The organism is Pseudocitrobacter cyperus (genome assembly GCF_039889165.1).
Taxonomy (GTDB): domain Bacteria; phylum Pseudomonadota; class Gammaproteobacteria; order Enterobacterales; family Enterobacteriaceae; genus Pseudocitrobacter; species Pseudocitrobacter cyperus.
In genome coordinates, this window is sequence record NZ_JAYMYY010000001.1 from 310,630 (window position 1) to 330,638 (window position 20,009).

The window sequence follows — 20,009 nt, forward strand, 5'->3', positions numbered from 1 at the left end:
TATAACGGTGGTGATTGCAAATGGTTGTGGGGGAGGTACCTATTAATTTCTGGAGAAGGGTGCGCGATGGGGCCCTCACCCCGGCCCTCTCCCGCAGGGAGAGGGGGCGCGATCGGTTGCGGAAGAGGGTTAGGGTGAGGGGTGCTCGTAGATAATCTCTTGCTCTTCCATGCGTTCCTCAATCTGCTTCGCCACGCGTTGCAACGCAACCAAATGCTTCGCTGCCGCCTGTTCGATAGTCATCGCTTTGGCGATATATACCAGGTTTAAACACCCCATGACCCGTCCCTGACTGCGCACCGGCACGGCAATCGAGGCGATTTTTTCCTCCTGTTGCCAGCCGCCAAAGTTTTCGCCATAGCCATTATGGCGGGTGCGTTCCAGAATCGACGCCAGCTTCTCCGGTTCACGTGCCAGTTGATACTCTGGCTCGGGTCGGCTGGCCAGCATGTCAATAATTGGCTGTCGCTCCTGCTTTGCTGAAAACGCAAGCCAGGTAATACCGGAGGCTGTCAGCAGCAGCGGCAGGCGTCGGCCCACCATCGCACGGTGAAAGGAGAGGCGGCTGAAACGGTGGGTGGTTTCACGCACGACCATCGCGTCAACGTCGAGAGTGGTTAAATCTGTCGGCCAAATGACCTCGCGCAATAATTCGCCAAGTAAAGGTGTTGCAAGTGCAGAAATCCAATGTTCGTCACGAAATCCTTCACTCAACTGCCGAACTTTCATCGTTAAACGGAAGCTATCGTCGGAAAGACTGCGTCTGACATAGCCCTCATCCTGGAGCGTCTCCAGCAACCGTCGCACGGTAGTGCGATGCAGGCCGCTAAACTCTGCCAGCGTCGCGGTTGATGCGCCCCCGTCGAATTTATTTAACAAGTTTAGTAACAATAACCCTCGGGTTAATCCGCGTACCGTTTTGTATTCCGTCGTCTCGTCGTTCTTCATATTTCCTGACAATTCTATAGTTAAAACAACTGTGTGCACCTGGTGCACATTTGCATCTGTTTTGATTGTAGCCTAAATCGGCGGACATATACTGAGCGCATTATAAAAATATATTCACATCAATTTAACAAATGACGGCGTAACGATGTTTGCGCATGTGATTTGGCCCGAGAAGTGAGGTAATGAAATGACAACGACGAATCCCGATATCCAGCCCGCCGTCCAGCAGTCCGCTCAGGTTGCCATAATCGGTGCAGGCCCGGTTGGCCTGATGATGGCCAACTATCTGGGTCAGATGGGTGTTGAAGTGCTGGTTGTCGAAAAGCTCGACAAACTGATCGACTATCCGCGCGCCATCGGTATTGATGACGAAGCACTGCGCACCATGCAGTCTGTCGGCCTGGTGGATAAAGTGTTGCCGCATACCACGCCGTGGCATGCGATGCGCTTCCTGACGCCGAAAGGGCGCTGTTTTGCTGATATTCAGCCGATGACCGACGAATTTGGCTGGTCGCGCCGAAACGCCTTTATCCAGCCGCAGGTTGATGCGGTGATGTATCAGGGGTTAACACGCTTCCCAAATGTCCGCGTGCTTTTCTCCCGAGAACTGGAAGCGTTTAGCCAAAATGGTGACAGTGTCACTATTAATCTGCAGTGCCCGGAAGGCAAGCGTGAGACGGTGAAAGCCGACTGGCTGGTGGCCTGCGATGGCGGGGCGAGTGTGGTGCGTCGCACACTCAACGTTCCGTTTGAAGGTAAAACCGCGCCGAACAAGTGGATTGTCATTGATATCGCCAACGACCCGCTGGCGACCCCGCATATTTATCTGTGCTGCGACCCTGTGCGGCCCTACGTCTCTGCTGCACTACCGCACGGTGTACGTCGTTTTGAATTTATGGTGATGCCGGGCGAAACCGAAGAACAGCTCAGCGAGCCGCATAATATGCGCCAGTTGCTGAGCAAGGTACTGCCGAACCCCGATCACGTTGAACTGATTCGCCAGCGCGTATACACCCACAACGCGCGTATTGCTGAACGTTTTCGTATCGATCGAGTGTTGCTGGCAGGCGATGCGGCGCACATTATGCCCGTCTGGCAGGGCCAGGGTTATAACAGCGGGATGCGCGACGCCTTCAACCTCGCCTGGAAACTGGCGCTGGTTGTTAACGGCAAAGCTGGTGAGTGTCTGCTCGACACTTACCAGCAGGAGCGCCGCGATCACGCCAAAGCGATGATCGATTTATCCGTCACCGCCGGCAACGTGCTTGCCCCGGCGAAGCGCTGGCACGGAAGCGTGCGTGATGGTGTCTCCTGGCTGCTGAACTACATCCCGCCCGTCAAACGCTACTTCCTCGAAATGCGCTTTAAGCCGATGCCGCAGTACCGCGAAGGGGCGCTGGTGATCGATAAAAACGCCAAAACCTCCCCGGTAGGTAAGATGTTTATCCAGCCCAAAGTCACCCGCGAAAACGGTGATGTGTTACTGCTTGATGATGTGATTGGCGCAAACTTCGCCATTATCGGCTGGGGTTGTAACCCTTGCTGGGGCATGAGTGACCAACAGATTGCCCGCTGGCGCGACCTGGGGACGCAATTTATTCAGGTGGTGCCGGATGTGCAGATCCGCACGCCGCAGGATAACGTCGACGGCGTCATCCGTATTGGCGATACCGACAATCGTCTGAAAACCTGGTTTGCCGCGCAGGACGCATCACTTGCCGTAATCCGCCCGGATCGCTTCGTTGCCGCGCTGGCCATTCCGCAAACGCTGGGTAACACCCTCAATCAGCTTGCAAGCGTAATGGCGTTGCAGACCGTCGCATCCTCCTCTCCTGTTGAAAAGGTGGCCTGATATGAACGCATACCTTCACTGTCTTTCCCATACCCCGCTGGTGGGGTATGTCGACCCGGCACAGTCGGTGCTGGATGAAGTCGATGGCGTGGTTGCCGCTGCACGGGAACGTATTGCCGCATTTGATCCTGAGCTGGTGGTGTTATTCGCGCCCGATCACTACAACGGCTTTTTCTACGATGTGATGCCGCCGTTTTGCCTGGGCGTGGGCGCCACGGCGATTGGCGATTTCTCCAGTGCGGCGGGTGAACTGCCGGTGCCAACGGACATCGCCGAGGCCTGCGCGCACTACACCATGAAAAACGGTATTGACCTGGCGGTTTCTTATTGTATGCAGGTGGATCATGGTTTTGCACAGCCGCTGGAGTTTTTGCTCGGCGGACTGGACACGCTGCCGGTGCTGCCGATCTTTATCAACGGCGTCGCCACGCCGCTGCCGGGTTTCCAGCGCACCCGCATGATGGGGGAAGTGGTTGGCCGCTTCCTGACCACGCTGAATAAGCGTGTGCTGATCCTCGGCTCCGGCGGTTTGTCCCATCAACCACCGGTACCGGAACTGGCAAAAGTGGACGCGCATATGCGCGATCGCCTGCTGGGCAGCGGCAAACATCTGCCGCCGGACGAGCGCGAACTGCGCCAGCGTCGTGTTATCGAAGCCGCGGAAAAATTTATTGAAGATCAGAAGAGCCTGCACCCGCTCAACCCGGTCTGGGATAACCAGTTTATGACCCTGCTGGAGCAGAAACGGCTGGGAGAGCTGGATGCCGTCAGCAACGAAGAGCTTTCAGCCATTGCCGGAAAATCCACCCATGAAATTAAGACCTGGGTCGCCGCGTTCGCCGCGCTGTCGGCCTTTGGCGACTATCGCACCGAGGGGCGCTACTACCGTCCGATCCCTGAGTGGATCGCCGGTTTTGGCTCCCTTAGCGCCCATTCTCAGAATGAATTTGCAGGAGAAAAATAATGACTTATCAACCACAAACTGAAGCTGCAACCAGCCGTTTTCTCAATGTTGAAGAGGGGGGGCAGACGCTGCGCATCCACTTTAACGACTGCGGACAGGGCGACGAAACCGTCGTGATGCTACACGGTTCCGGCCCGGGCGCGACGGGTTGGGCCAACTTCAGCCGTAACATTGACCCGCTGGTGGAAGCAGGGTACCGCGTTATCCTGCTGGACTGCCCGGGCTGGGGTAAAAGCGACACGATCGTCAACAGTGGTTCTCGCTCGGATCTCAACGCCCGCATTCTGAAAAGCGTTGTTGATCAACTGGATATCCAGAAAGTGCATCTGCTGGGTAACTCTATGGGCGGGCACAGCGCGGTGGCGTTTACCCTGACCTGGCCGGAGCGCGTTGGCAAACTGGTATTAATGGGCGGCGGTACGGGCGGTATGAGTCTGTTTACGCCAATGCCGACGGAGGGGATCAAACTACTCAATGCCCTCTACCGCGAGCCAAACATCGAAAACCTGAAGAAGATGATGAATATCTTCGTCTATGACCCGAGCGATTTAACAGAAGCGCTGTTTGAAGCGCGTCTCAACAATATGCTGGCGCGTCGCGATCACCTGGATAACTTTATTAAGAGCCTGGAAGCCAACCCGAAACAGTTCCCGGATTTTGGCCCGCGCCTGAGCGAAATCAAAGCGCAAACCCTTATTGTCTGGGGCCGTAACGACCGCTTCGTCCCGATGGATGCGGGGCTGCGACTGCTTTCCGGCATCAATGGTTCGGAGCTACACATTTATCGTGACTGCGGCCACTGGGCGCAATGGGAGCATGCGGACTCCTTTAACCAGTTGGTACTTGATTACCTCAAGCGCGCGTAAGGAGCCGTTATGTCTACTCCATCACTGGAACAACTGGCCGCCGCGCTGCGTGAGGCCGAACAAAAAGGGCAGGCTATTGAGCCGCTGCGCGACATTATCGGCCTCGATAATGCCGAAGCGGCCTACGCTATCCAGAATCTCAATGTGGAATATGCGGTGGCGAAAGGCCGTCGCGTGGTGGGACGCAAGATTGGCTTAACCCATCCGAAAGTGCAGCAGCAACTGGGGGTTGACCAGCCGGACTTCGGCACGTTGTTCGCTGATATGTGCTATGGCGATAACGACACCATTCCGTTTGAACGTGTGATGCAGCCGAAAATTGAAGCGGAGATCGCGCTGGTGCTCAATCGCGATCTTCCCAACGTTGATACCACCTTTGATGAGCTGTACGGCGCCATCGAATGGGTGCTTCCGGCGCTGGAAGTCGTAGGCAGCCGGGTTCGCGACTGGTCAATCAAGTTCGTCGATACGGTGGCGGATAATGCCTCCTGCGGCGTATACGTCATTGGTAGCCCGGCAATGCGCCCGGCGGGGCTGGATCTGAAAAATTGCACCATGCGCATGACCCGCAATAACGAAGAGGTCTCCAGCGGGCGCGGCAGCGAATGCCTGGGGCATCCGCTTAACGCCGCCGTCTGGCTGGCGCGCAAGATGGCGAGCCTTGGCGAACCGTTGCGGGCGGGCGATATCGTACTCACCGGGGCGCTTGGCCCGATGGTGGCGATTAATCCGGGCGATCGTTTCGAGGCTCTCATTGAGGGTATTGGTTCTGTGGCAGCCACGTTCTCTGCCGCACAAAAAGGAAGTCAGTCATGAGTAAGATAAAAGTCGCCATCATCGGTTCGGGCAATATCGGCACCGATCTGATGATCAAAATTCTGCGCAACGGCAAGCACCTTGAAATGGCGGTGATGGTTGGGATCGACCCGGCATCTGATGGCCTGGCGCGTGCGCGTCGCATGGGCGTTGCCACCACTCACGAAGGCGTCAATGGCCTGATGGCGATGCCGGAATTTGCCGATATCGACATCGTCTTCGATGCGACCAGCGCTGGCGCACACGTAAAAAATGATGCCGCACTGCGCGCGGTGAAGCCCAATATCCGCCTGATCGACCTCACACCTGCGGCCATTGGCCCTTACTGTGTACCGGTGGTGAATCTTGATAAAAACCTCAGCCAGGGCAACGTGAATATGGTGACCTGCGGTGGGCAGGCGACCATTCCGATGGTGGCGGCGGTTTCCCGCGTGGCGAAGGTACATTACGCGGAAATTATCGCCTCTATTTCCAGTAAATCCGCCGGGCCAGGAACGCGCGCGAACATTGATGAATTTACCGAAACCACCTCGCAGGCGATTGAAGTGGTGGGCGGCGCGGCGAAAGGTAAAGCGATCATTATTCTTAACCCGGCAGAACCGCCGGTGATGATGCGCGACACGGTGTATGTCCTGAGCGAAGACGCCTCGCAGGTCGAAATTGAGGCCTCAATTGAAGAGATGGCCGCCGCGGTGCAGGCCTACGTGCCGGGCTATCGCCTGAAGCAGAAGGTGCAGTTTGAAATTATCCCGCAGGACAAACCTGTCACTATTCCAGGTATCGGGCAGTTCTCCGGGTTGAAAACGGCGGTGTATCTGGAGGTGGAAGGCGCGGCTCACTATCTGCCTGCCTACGCCGGCAACCTCGATATCATGACTTCAGCGGCGATGTCGACGGCGGAAAAAATGGCGCAAACCATGGTGAAAGCAGCAGGAGAAGTGGCATGAACGGTAAAAAACTCTATATCTCCGACGTCACGCTGCGTGACGGCATGCATGCTATCCGTCACCAGTACTCGTTAGAACATGTTCGCCAGATAGCCAAAGCGCTGGACGACGCGCGCGTGGATTCTATCGAGGTAGCGCACGGCGATGGTTTGCAGGGCTCCAGCTTTAACTACGGTTTTGGCGCGCACAGTGACATTGAATGGATTGAAGCGGCTGCCGATACGGTGAAACACGCCAAAATCGCCACCCTGCTGATCCCGGGCATCGGCACGTTGCATGACCTGAAAGCCGCGTATCAGGCCGGGGCGCGCGTGGTACGCGTGGCAACCCACTGTACTGAAGCGGATGTCTCCGCACAGCATATCGCGTTTGCCCGTGAGCTGGGGATGGACACGGTTGGCTTCCTGATGATGAGCCATATGACCACTCCGGAAAACCTGGCAAAACAGGCGAAGCTGATGGAAGGCTATGGCGCAACCTGCATCTATGTGGTGGATTCTGGCGGCGCGATGAATATGAATGATATTCGCGACCGTTTCCGCGCACTAAAAGATGTCCTGAAGCCGGAAACACAAACCGGGATGCACGCGCACCATAACCTGAGCCTTGGCGTGGCGAACTCGATTGTGGCGGTAGAAGAGGGTTGTGACCGTATTGACGCAAGCCTGGCAGGAATGGGCGCGGGGGCAGGGAATGCGCCGCTGGAAGTGTTTATTGCCGCAGCGGATAAGCTTGGCTGGGATCATGGCACCGATCTGTATGCGTTGATGGCCGCGGCAGACGATCTGGTGCGTCCATTGCAGGATCGCCCGGTGCGTGTCGATCGCGAAACCCTGGCGCTGGGCTATGCAGGTGTTTACTCAAGCTTCCTGCGCCACAGCGAAGTGGCGGCGCAGCGCTATGGTTTGAGCGCGGTGGATATTCTGGTTGAACTGGGTAAACGCCGGATGGTCGGCGGCCAGGAAGATATGATTGTCGATGTCGCGCTCGACCTGAAAGCCAAAGCATAAGTCATAACAGAAACGCCGCGCCCGCCAGCTTTTAAGCCCGGCGGGCGCGTTTGCAAGGAAAAATAATGGCGCGGCTGACAATGTATCAGCCGCCTTTCACCTGTCACCCTCGCAAAGGTAATGCTATGTCGAACAAAACCCCTACACACCTGATTACCACCATCGGTCTCTGTTTTTTGGTTGCCCTGATGGAAGGGCTGGATTTACAGGCGGCAGGCATTGCCGCCGTGGGCATCGCGCAGGCTTTTGCGCTCGATAAAATGCAGATGGGCTGGATCTTCAGCGCCGGTATACTCGGCCTGCTGCCCGGTGCGCTGGTCGGCGGTATGCTGGCCGACCGCTATGGACGCAAACGCATTTTGCTTGCATCCGTTGTGTTGTTCGGGCTCTTTTCAATCGCCACTGCACTGGCGTGGAGTTTCCCGACGCTGGTTTTCGCGCGTTTGATGACCGGTGTGGGGCTCGGCGCGGCGCTGCCTAACCTCATCGCGCTGACCTCAGAAGCCGCAGGCCCGCGTTTTCGCGGCACGGCGGTGAGCCTGATGTACTGCGGTGTGCCGATTGGCGCAGCGCTGGCGGCGGCACTCGGATTTAGCGGCCTGGCGCAGGCCTGGCAAACCGTATTCTGGGTCGGCGGCGTGGTGCCGTTGCTGTTGGTGCCGCTGTTGATGCGCTGGCTGCCGGAATCGCAGGCCTTCACCCATCAAGCCACCGCGGCGCCTGCGCCACTGCGTGCGCTGCTGGCACCCGGTACCGCGTCTTCTACCTTGCTACTGTGGCTTTGCTATTTCTTCACCCTGTTAGTGGTGTATATGCTGATTAACTGGCTGCCGATGCTGCTGGTCGATCAGGGGTTTAGCAGCTCGCAGGCGGCGGGCGTGATGTTTGCTCTGCAAATTGGCGCGGCGGTGGGGACGCTGATTCTCGGCGCGTTGATGGATAAACTGAGCCCGATGCGTATGTCGCTGTTGATTTACAGCGGCATGCTGGCCTCGCTGCTGGCGCTAGGCTCGGCACAATCGCTGACCACGATGCTGCTCTCCGGCTTTGTCGCCGGGCTATTTGCCACGGGCGGGCAGAGCGTACTTTATGCGCTGGCGCCCCTGTTTTATCGTACTGAAATCCGCGCTACGGGCGTAGGAACAGCGGTGGCGATTGGCCGACTGGGCGCCATGAGCGGCCCACTGCTGGCGGGCAAAATGCTGGCGCTGGGTACCGGTACCGTCGGGGTGATGGCAGCCTCTGCGCCGGGGATTGTTTTAGCCGGTGTCGCGGTGTTCTGGTTAATGAATCGCCAGAAGCAGGAACCGACCGCGATTGAAGCCTCTTAAGCGCAATTTTTCCGGGCGGCGCAATGCTGCCCGGCCTATCAATCGCACCCCGTTTTGACCCTCTTGCCTGGCTTTTTCCGAGTTAATACAATAAAAAACGTAATCACCTTGAAAGAGAAGGAGTAAGTCGCTCATACTCTTACACAGTCTCATGTGCATAAGAAAAGCCTGAAGATAAATAACAGGTATTCGCCCGGCCGCATAATTAAGGAATCCCTCATGGCAGAAGTAACTATTTTCAGCAAAATTATTCGTCGCGAAATCCCGTCGGACATTGTTTATCAGGATGAGCTGGTTACTGCGTTCCGCGATATCTCCCCGCAGGCGCCGACTCACATTCTGATCGTGCCTAACATCCTGATTGCCACCGCCAATGACGTGGCGCCTGAACATGAACAGGTGCTGGGGCGTATGGTGACCGTGGCGGCGAAAATTGCCCGTGACGAAGGTATTGCTGACGATGGCTATCGTCTGATCATGAACTGCAATCGCCACGGCGGGCAGGAAGTCTTCCACATTCACATGCATCTGCTGGGCGGTCGTCCGCTGGGGCCGATGCTGTCACATAAAGGTTAAGTGATGAAACCTGGCTATCCAGGCGCGCTGCTGGCGGCATTTTTGCTGGCGGGTTGCGGCTCGCATCCGGAAATTCCGGTGGGCGATCAACAAACGCTGGTGATGGAGTCGAATGTCCTGGCCGCAGGGATCAGCGCGGAAAAGCCTGAGCTTTCCCGCTCAGAGATTCAGGCTACCGCCAGCGCGAAGCTATTCAATGAAAGGCGTGAACCTGTCACCCTTCATTATCGTTTTTACTGGTATGAAGCCAGAGGGCTGGAGATGCACCCCCTTGAAGCGCCGCGTACTGTTACCGTCCCGGCAATGGGCTCAGTAACCTTGTACGGCAGCGCGAGCAGTCTGGGTGCGCATAAAGTCCGACTTTATCTTTATTTGTAAGGGGTAGACTGGAATGACTAAATTGCGTCGCTATGCGTTAATCTCGGCACTGGCGATCCTCCTTTCCGGGTGTGTGGTGAAACAAGAACAACCCGCACCGGTGGAAGAGGCGAAGCCAACACCACAGCAGCCTGTCGAGCCGCAACCACCGGTGCCGACGGTGCCTTCTGTACCGACGATTCCGCAGCAGCCAGGCCCAATTGAGCATGGCGGCGAACAACCGGCGCAGCCGACACCGCGTGTTCGTCACTATGACTGGAACGGCGCGGTGCAACCCATGGCTGGCAAGATGTTGCAGGCCAGCGGGGTAAATGCAGGCAGTATCTTGCTGGTCGACAGCGTCAATAACCGCACCAACGGTTCGTTGAATGCCGCTGAAGCGACCACTGCGCTGCGTAACGCTCTGGCCGGTAACGGTAAATTCACACTGGTTTCCGCCCAGCAACTGGCGGTCGCCAAACAGCAGCTTGGCCTCTCGCCGCAAGATAGCCTCGGTTCGCGCAGTAAAGCGATGGGGATCGCCCGTAACGTCGGCGCACAGTATGTGCTCTACAGCAACGCTACCGGCAATGTGAACGCGCCGGTGCTTAAAATGCAGCTTATGCTGGTGCAGACGGGCGAGATTATCTGGTCAGGTAGCGGTGCCGTTACGCAACAATAAGCTCACGCGTGACGATATTCTGTCACGCTATTTTCCGCACTATCGCATCGTCGCCAGCCCGGGATTTTCCGGGCTGAGCGGCAGTAGCTGCGTTATCGCTCACGGTGAGCAGCGACGGGTTCTGCGCCAGCACCACACGGCGCAGCTCCCGGAGTTTCACTTCCTTCGCCAGTATCACGCGCTCTCTCGTTTACCTGCCCGGCTCGCGCCAAAGCCACTTTTTTATACACCAGGCTGGATGCTCGTTGAATTTTTAGCCGGAGAGGTAAAAAGCGTGCTGCCTCCCCCTCGTCAACTCGCGTCTCTCCTGTATTATCTGCATCAGCAGCCGCGATTTGGCTGGCGCATCTCGCTTCTGCCCCTGCTGGAAGGTTACTGGGCGCAGTGCGACCCGGCTCGCCGCACGCCGTTCTGGCTGCGTGTATTGCGGCGTTTGCGCGCGCAGGGAGAGCCCCAGCCGCTGCGCCTTGCGCCATTGCATATGGACGTTCACGCGGGCAACATTGTGCACACCCGGTCTGGGCTGCGGCTGATCGACTGGGAGTATGCCGGGGACGGTGATATCGCGCTGGAGCTGGCCTCCGTATGGATGGCTGACGCGCAGCAACGTCGTAATCTGAGCGATGCGTATGCGCAGTGCGCGAATATTGCGCCAGCCATGCTCTGGCAACATATTTTACGCTGGCGGCCATGGGTGCTAATGCTTATGGCAGGCTGGTATGAGTGTCGCTGGCAACAGACCGGCGACAAACAATTTATCACGCAGGCAGATGCAACATGGTGTCAGTTAAAGGAAAAACGATAAGAGAGGTCAGTGTGGGTCCGGTAATGTTGGATGTGGAAGGCTATGAGCTGGATGCGGAAGAGCGCGAGATTCTGGCGCATCCGCTGGTGGGCGGCCTGATTTTATTTACCCGTAACTATCATGACCCGGCGCAATTGCGCGAACTGGTGCGCCAGATCCGCGAAGCGTCGCGCAACCATCTGGTGGTGGCGGTCGATCAGGAGGGCGGTCGCGTACAGCGTTTCCGTGAAGGGTTTACCCGCCTGCCTGCTGCACAATCCTTTGCCGCAGTGCTGGGTGAAGAAGAGGGTGGACGTCTGGCGGTTGAGGCCGGTTGGCTGATGGCCAGCGAAATGATCGCCATGGATATTGATATTAGTTTCGCCCCGGTGCTGGATGTTGGACACATCAGCGCGGCAATTGGTGAACGCTCTTATCATGCCGACCCGCAAAAAGCGCTGACAATGGCGCGTCACTTTATTGATGGCATGCATGGCGCGGGGATGAAAACCACCGGGAAACACTTCCCGGGCCACGGTGCTGTAACCGCCGACTCCCATAAAGAGACGCCGCGCGATCCACGCAGCGAAGCGGAAATTCGCGCTAAAGATATGGCCGTATTCCAGACCCTGATCACGGAAAACAAACTGGACGCGATTATGCCTGCTCACGTGATTTACAGCGACGTTGACCCGCGCCCGGCAAGCGGGTCGCCACACTGGCTAAAAACTGTCTTACGCGGTGAGCTGGGCTTTGACGGCGTGATTTTTTCGGATGATTTGTCGATGGAAGGCGCGGCGATTATGGGCAGCTACGCGGAGCGCGGCCAGGCATCGCTGGATGCGGGTTGCGATATGATCCTGGTCTGCAATAATCGTAAAGGTGCGGTCAGTGTTCTGGATAACCTGTCGCCGATCAATGCAGAGCGTGTTACAAAATTGTATCATAAAAGTTCATTTACGCGTCAGGCGTTAATGGATTCCCCCCGCTGGAAGACGGTCAGCGCGCAACTGGAGCAGCTCCACGAACGCTGGCAGGAGATGAAAGCAGGCCATTAACCCTCCCGCTAAGGGAGTTGTGGTGAGGATCAGATGATTATCTATTTGCACGGTTTTGACTCGAATAGCCCAGGCAACCATGAGAAGGTGTTGCAGTTACAGTTTATCGACCCGGATGTGCGGTTGATTAGCTACAGCACGTTGCACCCGAAACACGATATGCAGCATCTGCTAAAAGAAGTCGATAAAATGCTGCAACTCAATGTTGACGATCGCCCGTTGATTTGCGGCGTTGGTCTGGGGGGCTACTGGGCTGAGCGTATCGGCTTTTTATGCGATGTGCGGCAAGTGATGTTTAACCCTAATCTGTTCCCTAATGAGAACATGGAAGGGAAGATAGACCGCCCGGAAGAGTATGTGGATATTGCCACGAAATGCGTGAATAACTTCCGCGAAAAGAACCGCGATCGCTGTCTGGCGATCCTCTCCCGGCAGGATGAGGCGCTCGACAGCCAGCGTTCTGCGCAGGAACTGCATCATTTCTACGAAATCATCTGGGATGACGTTCAGGGTCACAAATTTAAAAACATCTCTCCGCATTTACAACGTATCAAAGCATTTAAGACTTTAGGCTGATCGCCGTTTTCACGCCCCGTCCTGGGGCGTGAAATGTTAAATTTCCCTCTTTATCATCGGTAAAAATCCCACTTAACGCTAAAGTTGCTTAACTTCTGCGCGGTAAAACTTGATGCATATCAAATTTGGTATGACCAATGCACCGTTCATGTTATTCTTCGTGATGCTGAATGGTTTCCGGATAGTAACTTGTTGTTAGATAAGAGCTATTTTAATAACTTTTAATTAACAATTGGTTAATAATTTTAGAGGGGGTCACGTGACTACACCAATCAAAAGAATCGTAATTGTGGGTGGTGGCGCTGGCGGCCTGGAACTGGCTACTCAACTGGGTAGAAAGCTTGGCCGGAGTAAAAAAGCAAAAATTACGCTGGTGGATCGTAACCACAGCCACCTGTGGAAGCCGCTGCTGCACGAAGTGGCGACCGGCTCGCTGGATGAAGGCGTGGATGCGCTGAGCTACCTGGCACATGCGCGTAATCACCATTTCCAGTTCCAGTTGGGCTCGGTGATGGATATCAACCGTGAAGCCAAGACCATCACCATTGCCGAACTGCGCGATGAGAAGGGCGACCTGCTGGTACCGGAACGTAAGCTGGCTTATGACACGCTGGTGATGGCGCTGGGCAGTACCTCCAACGACTTCAACACGCCGGGCGTGAAAGAGCACTGCATTTTCCTGGATAACCCGCATCAGGCGCGTCGTTTCCACCAGGAGATGCTGAATCTGTTCCTGAAATACTCCGCGAATCTGGGTGCGAACGGTAAAGTTAACATCGCCATTGTGGGCGGTGGTGCGACCGGGGTTGAGCTTTCCGCCGAACTGCATAATGCGGTTAAACAACTGCACAGCTATGGTTATAAAGGCCTGACTAACGATGCGCTGAATGTCACGCTGGTAGAGGCGGGCGAACGCATTCTGCCCGCGCTGCCGCCGCGTATCTCAGGGGCGGCGCATAATGAGCTGACCAAAATGGGCGTTCGCGTGTTGACGCAGACGATGGTCACCAGCGCCGATGAAGGCGGCCTGCACACCAAAGACGGCGAGTACATTCAGGCTGACCTGATGGTATGGGCGGCAGGGATTAAAGCGCCGGACTTTATGAAAGAGATTGGTGGCCTGGAAACAAACCGAATCAACCAACTGGTGGTGGAGCCGACATTACAGACCACTCGCGACGCTGATATTTACGCGATTGGCGACTGCGCTTCCTGTGCACGACCGGAGGGGGGTTTTGTTCCACCGCGTGCTCAGGCCGCACACCAGATGGCGACCTGCGCGCTGAACAATATTCTGGCGCAGATGAAAGGCAAAGAGCTGAAGCCGTATGCGTATAAAGATCACGGTTCGCTGGTTTCTCTCTCCAATTACTCGACCGTGGGCAGCCTGATGGGCAATCTGATGCGCGGCTCTATGATGGTTGAAGGGCGCATTGCGCGTATGGTGTATATCTCACTGTACCGTATGCACCAGATTGCGCTGCACGGGTATATCAAAACGGGCCTGATGATGCTGGTCGGCAGTATTAACCGTGTTATCCGCCCGCGCCTGAAACTGCATTAATGTTACAATTCGGCCCAGCGCTCTGTTGGGCCGTTTTCAGCAGAATGTTCGTTGACTAACGGAAATCCCCGCTAAGACTCCTCCGAATCACGCCGATTTGTGGTTTTATCTCGCACTTTTCATCCGCTTTCTGATTTGCTAACCCCCTCGCCAAGTTGCAGAATTGTTACTATCAGCAACAAAGGAGGATCTCCCGTGAATAAATCGATGTTGGCGGGTATAGGGATTGGCGTTGCCGCCGCGCTCGGTGTGGCGGCGGTTGCCAGCCTGAACGTGTTCGACCGTGGCCCGCAGTATGCTCAGGTCATTTCGGCGAAACCTATCAAAGAAACGGTTAAAACTCCGCGAGAAGAGTGCCGTAACGTGGCGGTCACTCATCGCCGCCCGGTGCAGGATGAAAACCGAATCGCCGGTTCCGTTCTTGGCGCTGTCGCAGGCGGCGTGATTGGTCACCAGTTCGGTGGTGGACGCGGGAAAGACGTCGCAACGGTTGTGGGGGCGTTAGGTGGTGGCTATGCCGGGAATCAGATCCAGGGCTCGATGCAGGACAATGATACCTACACCAGCACCCAGAAACGCTGCAAAACCGTATATGACAAATCCGAGAAGATGCTTGGTTATGACGTGACCTATAAAATTGGCGACCAGCAGGGGAAAATCCGCATGGATAAAGATCCGGGAACGCAAATCCCGCTGGATAACAATGGCCAATTGATTCTGACTAACAAAACGTAAAAATAGCGTTAATGTTGTTTTAGCCCCTCATTCGCTCAGGCTGAGGGGCTTTTTTTTGCTCAACTAGCTGTTAACCATATGCGGCCACAGCCCAAGCGTAGTACGCGTAATCTTCATCAGCGTGTCAAAGCTTGCGCCTTCGCGCGCGCTAATCGACATTCCCTGCAGTACACAGCTTAAGAACAGCGCCAGCTCATTCACATCTTTCCCGGCCGGGATTTCACCTTTCTCCTGACGATGCTGTAAAAATTCGCGCAGCGTCTGCTCCTGAACGGCATGGCGGGATTTAATCGTTTTAGCAATCTCTTTGGATGAGGAAGCCAGCGCCGCAGAGGTGTTTATCATAAAGCAGCCCGCCGGGGTGTCTTTGCTGGTGTAGCAGGTGGCGACAGCGGTGAAGTAATCATTCAGTGCCTCAATCACACTCTTATCGTCGCAACAAAGTCTGGCTTCGTGCTTCGCGGCGAAGTGAGCAATATAGTGATCGAGAACGGCACGGAATAGCCCCTCTTTGTTCACAAATTCTGCATACAGGGTCGGTGCTTTTGCGCCCGTGGCCTCTACGAGATCGGAGAGTGATGTGGCTTCGTAGCCATGCTGCCAGAAAAGCGTCATGGCTTTGTCCAGCGCGGCTTCCCGGTCAAATACTTTTGGTCGGCCACGGCCCTTTTTAGCGCAACTTTGCGTCTCAGTTGTCATCGTGCCGTTGTACCTCTTTCGGTTTTAATGAACGCTCATTATAAAAATAATCATCTCAGGCTGCCAGCGCTGAATCCTCAAAAATAAATAATTCATATGGGTATGAAAAATAGGCATATTTTAATTATTTAAATGATCGTTATAAAAATCAAGTTGACGAGTGATCCAGATCTCATTATGATTACTTTATCGATCGTTAAGTTAATAAAGTTTGCTCTACATCATAGTTCATCTGCATAGGTCATAATCATGAAAAACGTAAAAACCCTGGCACTCGCCGCTGTTCTGAGTTCTCTGTCATTCGCAAGTTTCGCTGCGGTTGAAGTTCAATCTACCCCGGCGGATCAGCATAAAGTGGGTACCATCGCGGCGTCAGCCGGCCCGAACCTGGCTTCTCTGGAAGAGCAGTTGTCCCAGAAAGCTGACGAAATGGGCGCAACGTCGTTCCGTATCACTTCTGTAAGTGGGCCGAACAATCTGCACGGTACGGCTGTTATTTATAAATAAGCATTAACTCCCTCATTAATGCCGTTATAAAAGCCACTGCTATAAAAAAGCCCTGAGTGATTCAATCACTCAGGGCTTTTGCTTATCTGTTTATTGCGCTACATCGATTGCTGTTCCACGTCATGATGGCGAGTGACCTCGACCGGCATGCCGGAACGTAGCTCCATAGCGTGACGCATAACTTCAGCATTGGTCTGCGCTTGTTCTTTAAACGCTTTCATTGTGTCGTTGAGCACGATGGGTTGCGTTTTAGGGTCATCGTCAATGTTTTTTGACAGGGGCTGATGCACTTCAACCAGATGAACGCCGCCCGGTTCAACAGAGGCCTTAATTGGCGTATTGATAATATTCACCTTCGTACCCGGCGTGACTTTTTCAAACAGGGTGCGGATATCGCCGTCACGCAGACGAATACAACCGGAACTGACGCGCATGCCGATCCCGAAGTCCGCATTCGTTCCATGCAGCAGGTAAACGCCGCCATGAGCCGCTAAGCGAATGGCGTGATGGCCCATTGGGTTATCCGGCCCGGCAGGCATCACCGCAGGCAAAATAATCCCTTGTGCTTTATAACGGGCGCGAATATTCGCCGTTGGTGTCCAGGTCGGGTTGGCACGTTTATCCGAAACGGTAGTTACCATGGTCGGTGTGACGGTCGTACCGCCAAGCTGACCAATGCCGATAGGGTAAACGGTGACTTTATTGCTGCCAGGCGGGTAATAGTAAAGGCGAAGCTCGGCCAAATTGATGACAATACCTTCACGCGGCACATCCGGCAGCAAGGTTTGCAGCGGGATGGTCAGTACGCTTCCTGCCCGCGGTACGTAAGGGTCGACACCCGGGTTAGCCTGCAGTAATGCAAGAAAGCCAACGTTATATTTTTTAGCGATTGCCTCAAGCGAGCCGCCGTCATTCTCCACCACATGATAGCGGTTTTCCCCCACCAGGCGGCTACCGTTGGCCGGAAGAGGCCAGGTATTGGCACTTGCGGGCAGGCTCCACGCCACGGTAGCGGCAAGCGTGACTCCCATCACCCAACGCGTAAAAGCTCTTTGTTTACTCATCATGTTCATCCACTTAACAAGTCGCTAAAACATAAACGGATATTATGATTGCAGGAAGTGTCTGGAAGTGACGGGGGAGTGCAAGTATGTGTAAATGTTTCCTGTCGGGCCGCCCCTGCTAACAAGGGCGGCAAGGTTGATCAGAATGTCATTTTGACAGTGAACTGTACTTCGCGTGGGTCGCCAATCTGGTTACTGAGATTATTAGTGCCGATCGATGACGTGTAGTAAGTCTTATCAAACAAGTTCTTAACATTGACCTGCAGGGTCACGGGATATTTTAGTTTCATTTTGTAGGCGGCGAATGCGTCAGCAACGGCATAACCCGGTAAGTAGTAATCTGCGCCGTTGGTGCCGGAACGGCGACTGGCTGCGTGGCCGCCGCCGCCAATGGTTAACGTATTGCTATCGATAACATTGTGGAAGTCCCATGTCAGGAACAGAGACCCCGTATGGCGAGGAACATTTGGCAGGGGTGTTCCGGCGTAGTCCGGATCCTCAAGAACTTTGGCGTCCGTGTAACCATAACTGGCAATCACGTTCATATTTTCCGTCAGCGAGCCCGCCACATCCACTTCCAGGCCGCGCGAACGCACTTTCCCTGCGGTTTTCGCAACGGTTTCATTACCGATCTCTTCGGTATAAAGTACATTTTTTTTGTGAATATCAAACAGTGCGATATTGGCGGTTACGCCATCAAAGAGGTCGAACTTCGCACCAAGCTCATAGGCGGTCGACTCTTCCGGCGGCAGATTACCGATATTGCTGGCAATGGATGACTGCGGCATAAACGCCTGAGAAACGTTGCCAAATAATGAAACTGACGGCGACAGTTTGTACACCAGGCCGAATTTTGGCGTCAATTTTTCATCGCGGCTGTCGGTGTTAACGTTAAATGGACGACCTTTTCCGGCATACAGGGTGTAATACTGATAACGCGCCCCGGCAACGGCAATCCATTTGTCGGTTAGATATAATGCATCCTGCACATAGGTAGCGTAATTTTCCTGTTTGGTTCGCTGATCGCTGTCGGATTGTGAAACGGTGGTACATTTTCCGACGGTTCCGTAGACAGGGTTATAAATATTGAATCCTTTGACGTTACTACAGCGAATCATATCCGTGCGTAGTAAGTCGTAATTCTCGTATGACACACCCGTCAGAATTTCATTGTAGAAACCACCGATGACGACATTACCCTGAAGATCCGCACGGGTGGAGTGCATGCGCTGTGTTGACCCCTGAGTGGCATCGACGCGGCGCGTCAGGTCGCCGGTGGAGGAGTCATAGGCAGTCACGCGGGCCTGGTTGTCATCATATTTATCCTGACTGAAACTGTAATCGAAACGTGCCGTCCATTCGCTATTAAGACGATACTCGGCGTTAAGTTGCGCCAGATCGGACTCACCGTTGGTTTCATTAAATGGCTCATCGAAGCGGACTTTACGCGGTACGTTGACGGCATGCCCGGTATCGAGATCGAAAATAGTCCCACGATCGAACGGCGTGCGGTAATTACGATGCGAGTACGCTACATTCACAGTGGTATTATCGCCAAACCAGGTAAGGGAAGGGGCGATAAAGCTGCTCTGCTCCTTGCCGAAATTACGCCAGTAATCTTCATGTTGATATTCGCCTACCAGACGGTAAGCCAGGCGAGTGCCCTCAATAGGGCCGGTGACATCGATCTGACCCGTGCCGCCGCCAAAACTGCTGGATGTCGCGGAAATCTCCCCGGAAAAATGCTGCTCCGGGCGTTTCGTGACGACGTTAATTAACCCACCGGGATCAAGTATCCCGTACAGTGTTGAGGCGGGGCCTTTTAACACTTCCACGCGGGAGGTGGCGGCGTTAAAACTGCGTGGCAGCACGGTGCGCAGGCCGTTGGTCATGATGGAACCATCGCGGTTGGCGCCGAAACCCCGACGGGTGAAGGCATCCTGCGTGCCGCCCAGCGTATTGGTCTGCACCACGTTGGCGACGTTATACAACGCTTCATCGAGGGTCGTAGCATGCTGATCGCTTAACACCTGATCGCTTACCGTGTTCACGACCTGTGGAATATCCAGCATTGGCATTGAAGTCAGCGTTGCGGTGGAGGTGCTGAGTGGCTGATAGCCCTCAGTGACGTTTTTATCCGCCTGTGCGACGTCGGCATTGACCGTCATCGTCTCTTCTGTCGGTTTTTCCGCATCCGTTGCTGCGCTGGCTGAAAAGCCCAGAAAAAGAAGTGAAAAAAGCGCATAACCCTTTTTACCCGTGAACGACGGGGATAGCTGTGTCATCTGTCTGTTTCCCATAAAAAAGCCGCCTCATCTGGCAGCTAAATCACAAAAAGTCGTTGCCCAAAAAAAGTGTGGCTTACCTGATTGCGGCACAAAAGTGCGCTCAGGATTGTAATTGAGAATCATTCAACCATGTGTGGATGTAGTAGTAAACGTTTTAACTAAGAAAAAAAGATGAGCGTTCAGGCGAGTGGTTTAACGCTAATTTTGTGCAGGGGTGTTGTTTTATTTATCTGATAAATAGAGTTTTTATTGGTTTTTACATGATGAGTAAGATGCAGGGGCAAGACAATGGTGCGTGAAGTAATGGCGCTATTGACTACTACATAACGAGACGGCATGATCAAAAGAGAATGAGATTTATTACAATTTAAGCCCAGGCCGCATT

20 protein-coding genes are annotated in these 20,009 nt (G+C 54.6%); 16 read left to right on the plus strand and 4 right to left on the minus strand.

The features are described 5' to 3' along the window. Window positions 1-129: 129 nt before the first annotated feature. Entirely contained in the window at window positions 130-948 is an 819-nt protein-coding gene (locus tag VSR74_RS01510) for a DNA-binding transcriptional regulator (protein ID WP_347793055.1), read from the minus strand. Between the two features lie 187 nt (window positions 949-1,135). On the opposite strand from VSR74_RS01510, the gene VSR74_RS01515 reads away from it, so the two are divergent. The 15 genes from VSR74_RS01515 (at window position 1,136) to VSR74_RS01585 (ending at window position 15,066) form a co-directional block, all read left to right on the plus strand. Continuing rightward, the gene (locus tag VSR74_RS01515) at window positions 1,136-2,800 is read left to right on the plus strand and encodes a bifunctional 3-(3-hydroxy-phenyl)propionate/3-hydroxycinnamic acid hydroxylase (protein WP_347793056.1); all 1,665 of its coding nucleotides are present in this window, start codon (window positions 1,136-1,138) and stop codon (window positions 2,798-2,800) included. A 1-nt stretch (window position 2,801) separates the two neighbouring features. Then, window positions 2,802-3,764 carry a 2,3-dihydroxyphenylpropionate/2,3-dihydroxicinnamic acid 1,2-dioxygenase gene (gene mhpB, locus VSR74_RS01520; RefSeq protein ID WP_347793057.1) on the plus strand — a complete coding sequence of 321 codons (963 nt, stop codon included), beginning with the start codon at window positions 2,802-2,804 and terminating at the stop codon, window positions 3,762-3,764. Beyond that, on the plus strand, window positions 3,764-4,630 hold the full coding sequence (mhpC, locus tag VSR74_RS01525; protein WP_347793058.1) for a 2-hydroxy-6-oxonona-2,4-dienedioate hydrolase: 867 nt from the start codon (window positions 3,764-3,766) through the stop codon (window positions 4,628-4,630). The genes mhpB and mhpC overlap by 1 nt, the downstream gene beginning before the upstream one ends. A gap of 9 nt (window positions 4,631-4,639) precedes the next feature. Further along, the gene (mhpD, locus tag VSR74_RS01530; protein ID WP_347793059.1) at window positions 4,640-5,446 is read left to right on the plus strand and encodes a 2-keto-4-pentenoate hydratase; all 807 of its coding nucleotides are present in this window, start codon (window positions 4,640-4,642) and stop codon (window positions 5,444-5,446) included. Further along, window positions 5,443-6,393, plus strand: coding sequence for an acetaldehyde dehydrogenase (gene mhpF / locus VSR74_RS01535; protein ID WP_347793060.1), 951 nt, complete (start codon window positions 5,443-5,445; stop codon window positions 6,391-6,393). The genes mhpD and mhpF overlap by 4 nt, the downstream gene beginning before the upstream one ends. Continuing rightward, window positions 6,390-7,403, plus strand: a complete 1,014-nt coding sequence (gene mhpE, locus VSR74_RS01540) for a 4-hydroxy-2-oxovalerate aldolase (RefSeq protein ID WP_347793061.1) — start codon at window positions 6,390-6,392, stop codon at window positions 7,401-7,403. Before mhpF ends, mhpE begins: the two co-directional genes overlap by 4 nt. A 125-nt stretch (window positions 7,404-7,528) precedes the next feature. Next, entirely contained in the window at window positions 7,529-8,734 is a 1,206-nt protein-coding gene (gene mhpT, locus VSR74_RS01545; RefSeq protein ID WP_347793062.1) for a 3-(3-hydroxy-phenyl)propionate transporter MhpT, read from the plus strand. A gap of 219 nt (window positions 8,735-8,953) precedes the next feature. Then, on the plus strand, window positions 8,954-9,310 hold the full coding sequence (gene hinT, locus VSR74_RS01550) for a purine nucleoside phosphoramidase (RefSeq protein WP_347793063.1): 357 nt from the start codon (window positions 8,954-8,956) through the stop codon (window positions 9,308-9,310). Window positions 9,311-9,313: 3 nt separating this feature from the next. Next, on the plus strand, window positions 9,314-9,688 hold the full coding sequence (locus tag VSR74_RS01555; RefSeq protein ID WP_347793064.1) for a YcfL family protein: 375 nt from the start codon (window positions 9,314-9,316) through the stop codon (window positions 9,686-9,688). A 22-nt stretch (window positions 9,689-9,710) separates the two neighbouring features. After that, window positions 9,711-10,349: a penicillin-binding protein activator LpoB gene (gene lpoB, locus VSR74_RS01560; protein ID WP_347794335.1), complete on the plus strand. Its 639-nt coding sequence runs from the start codon at window positions 9,711-9,713 to the stop codon at window positions 10,347-10,349. Next, complete coding sequence (gene thiK, locus VSR74_RS01565; protein ID WP_347793065.1) at window positions 10,330-11,154, plus strand: thiamine kinase; 825 nt, start codon at window positions 10,330-10,332, stop codon at window positions 11,152-11,154. The genes lpoB and thiK overlap by 20 nt, the downstream gene beginning before the upstream one ends. An 11-nt stretch (window positions 11,155-11,165) precedes the next feature. Next, window positions 11,166-12,191: a beta-N-acetylhexosaminidase gene (gene nagZ / locus VSR74_RS01570; RefSeq protein WP_347794336.1), complete on the plus strand. Its 1,026-nt coding sequence runs from the start codon at window positions 11,166-11,168 to the stop codon at window positions 12,189-12,191. Window positions 12,192-12,224: 33 nt separating this feature from the next. Continuing rightward, window positions 12,225-12,767 carry an alpha/beta hydrolase YcfP gene (gene ycfP, locus VSR74_RS01575; protein WP_347793066.1) on the plus strand — a complete coding sequence of 181 codons (543 nt, stop codon included), beginning with the start codon at window positions 12,225-12,227 and terminating at the stop codon, window positions 12,765-12,767. A 259-nt stretch (window positions 12,768-13,026) separates the two neighbouring features. Next, window positions 13,027-14,331: an NAD(P)/FAD-dependent oxidoreductase gene (locus VSR74_RS01580; RefSeq protein ID WP_347793067.1), complete on the plus strand. Its 1,305-nt coding sequence runs from the start codon at window positions 13,027-13,029 to the stop codon at window positions 14,329-14,331. A gap of 195 nt (window positions 14,332-14,526) precedes the next feature. Then, entirely contained in the window at window positions 14,527-15,066 is a 540-nt protein-coding gene (locus VSR74_RS01585) for a glycine zipper 2TM domain-containing protein (protein ID WP_347793068.1), read from the plus strand. A 63-nt stretch (window positions 15,067-15,129) separates the two neighbouring features. Here VSR74_RS01585 and VSR74_RS01590 read toward each other — a convergent pair whose 3' ends face one another. Next, a complete protein-coding gene (locus VSR74_RS01590) occupies window positions 15,130-15,765 on the minus strand; it encodes a TetR/AcrR family transcriptional regulator (protein WP_347793069.1) in 636 nt (211 codons plus the stop codon). A gap of 249 nt (window positions 15,766-16,014) precedes the next feature. On the opposite strand from VSR74_RS01590, the gene bhsA reads away from it, so the two are divergent. After that, the gene (gene bhsA / locus VSR74_RS01595) at window positions 16,015-16,272 is read left to right on the plus strand and encodes a multiple stress resistance protein BhsA (protein ID WP_347793070.1); all 258 of its coding nucleotides are present in this window, start codon (window positions 16,015-16,017) and stop codon (window positions 16,270-16,272) included. A 98-nt stretch (window positions 16,273-16,370) separates the two neighbouring features. Here the strand turns inward: bhsA and ldtC are convergent, their stop codons facing one another. Together ldtC and VSR74_RS01605 are read right to left on the minus strand one after the other, a co-directional pair. Further along, window positions 16,371-17,339 carry a L,D-transpeptidase LdtC gene (gene ldtC, locus VSR74_RS01600; protein ID WP_347793071.1) on the minus strand — a complete coding sequence of 323 codons (969 nt, stop codon included), beginning with the start codon at window positions 17,337-17,339 and terminating at the stop codon, window positions 16,371-16,373. Window positions 17,340-17,476: 137 nt separating this feature from the next. Then, on the minus strand, window positions 17,477-19,621 hold the full coding sequence (locus VSR74_RS01605) for a TonB-dependent siderophore receptor (RefSeq protein WP_347794337.1): 2,145 nt from the start codon (window positions 19,619-19,621) through the stop codon (window positions 17,477-17,479). Window positions 19,622-20,009: the final 388 nt, after the last annotated feature.

Bases quoted from the DNA above. Each gene is read 5' to 3' on its own strand.
- VSR74_RS01510 (WP_347793055.1), bottom strand. From the start codon at position 948: ATGAAGAACGACGAGACGACGGAATACAAAACGGTACGCGGATTAACC.
- bhsA (WP_347793070.1), top strand. From the start codon at position 16,015: ATGAAAAACGTAAAAACCCTGGCACTCGCCGCTGTTCTGAGTTCTCTG.
- mhpB (WP_347793057.1), top strand. From the start codon at position 2,802: ATGAACGCATACCTTCACTGTCTTTCCCATACCCCGCTGGTGGGGTAT.
- ldtC (WP_347793071.1), bottom strand. From the start codon at position 17,339: ATGATGAGTAAACAAAGAGCTTTTACGCGTTGGGTGATGGGAGTCACG.
- mhpE (WP_347793061.1), top strand. From the start codon at position 6,390: ATGAACGGTAAAAAACTCTATATCTCCGACGTCACGCTGCGTGACGGC.
- mhpF (WP_347793060.1), top strand. From the start codon at position 5,443: ATGAGTAAGATAAAAGTCGCCATCATCGGTTCGGGCAATATCGGCACC.
- VSR74_RS01555 (WP_347793064.1), top strand. From the start codon at position 9,314: ATGAAACCTGGCTATCCAGGCGCGCTGCTGGCGGCATTTTTGCTGGCG.
- mhpC (WP_347793058.1), top strand. From the start codon at position 3,764: ATGACTTATCAACCACAAACTGAAGCTGCAACCAGCCGTTTTCTCAAT.
- VSR74_RS01590 (WP_347793069.1), bottom strand. From the start codon at position 15,765: ATGACAACTGAGACGCAAAGTTGCGCTAAAAAGGGCCGTGGCCGACCA.
- ycfP (WP_347793066.1), top strand. From the start codon at position 12,225: ATGATTATCTATTTGCACGGTTTTGACTCGAATAGCCCAGGCAACCAT.
- VSR74_RS01515 (WP_347793056.1), top strand. From the start codon at position 1,136: ATGACAACGACGAATCCCGATATCCAGCCCGCCGTCCAGCAGTCCGCT.
- mhpT (WP_347793062.1), top strand. From the start codon at position 7,529: ATGTCGAACAAAACCCCTACACACCTGATTACCACCATCGGTCTCTGT.
- VSR74_RS01605 (WP_347794337.1), bottom strand. From the start codon at position 19,621: ATGACACAGCTATCCCCGTCGTTCACGGGTAAAAAGGGTTATGCGCTT.
- mhpD (WP_347793059.1), top strand. From the start codon at position 4,640: ATGTCTACTCCATCACTGGAACAACTGGCCGCCGCGCTGCGTGAGGCC.
- hinT (WP_347793063.1), top strand. From the start codon at position 8,954: ATGGCAGAAGTAACTATTTTCAGCAAAATTATTCGTCGCGAAATCCCG.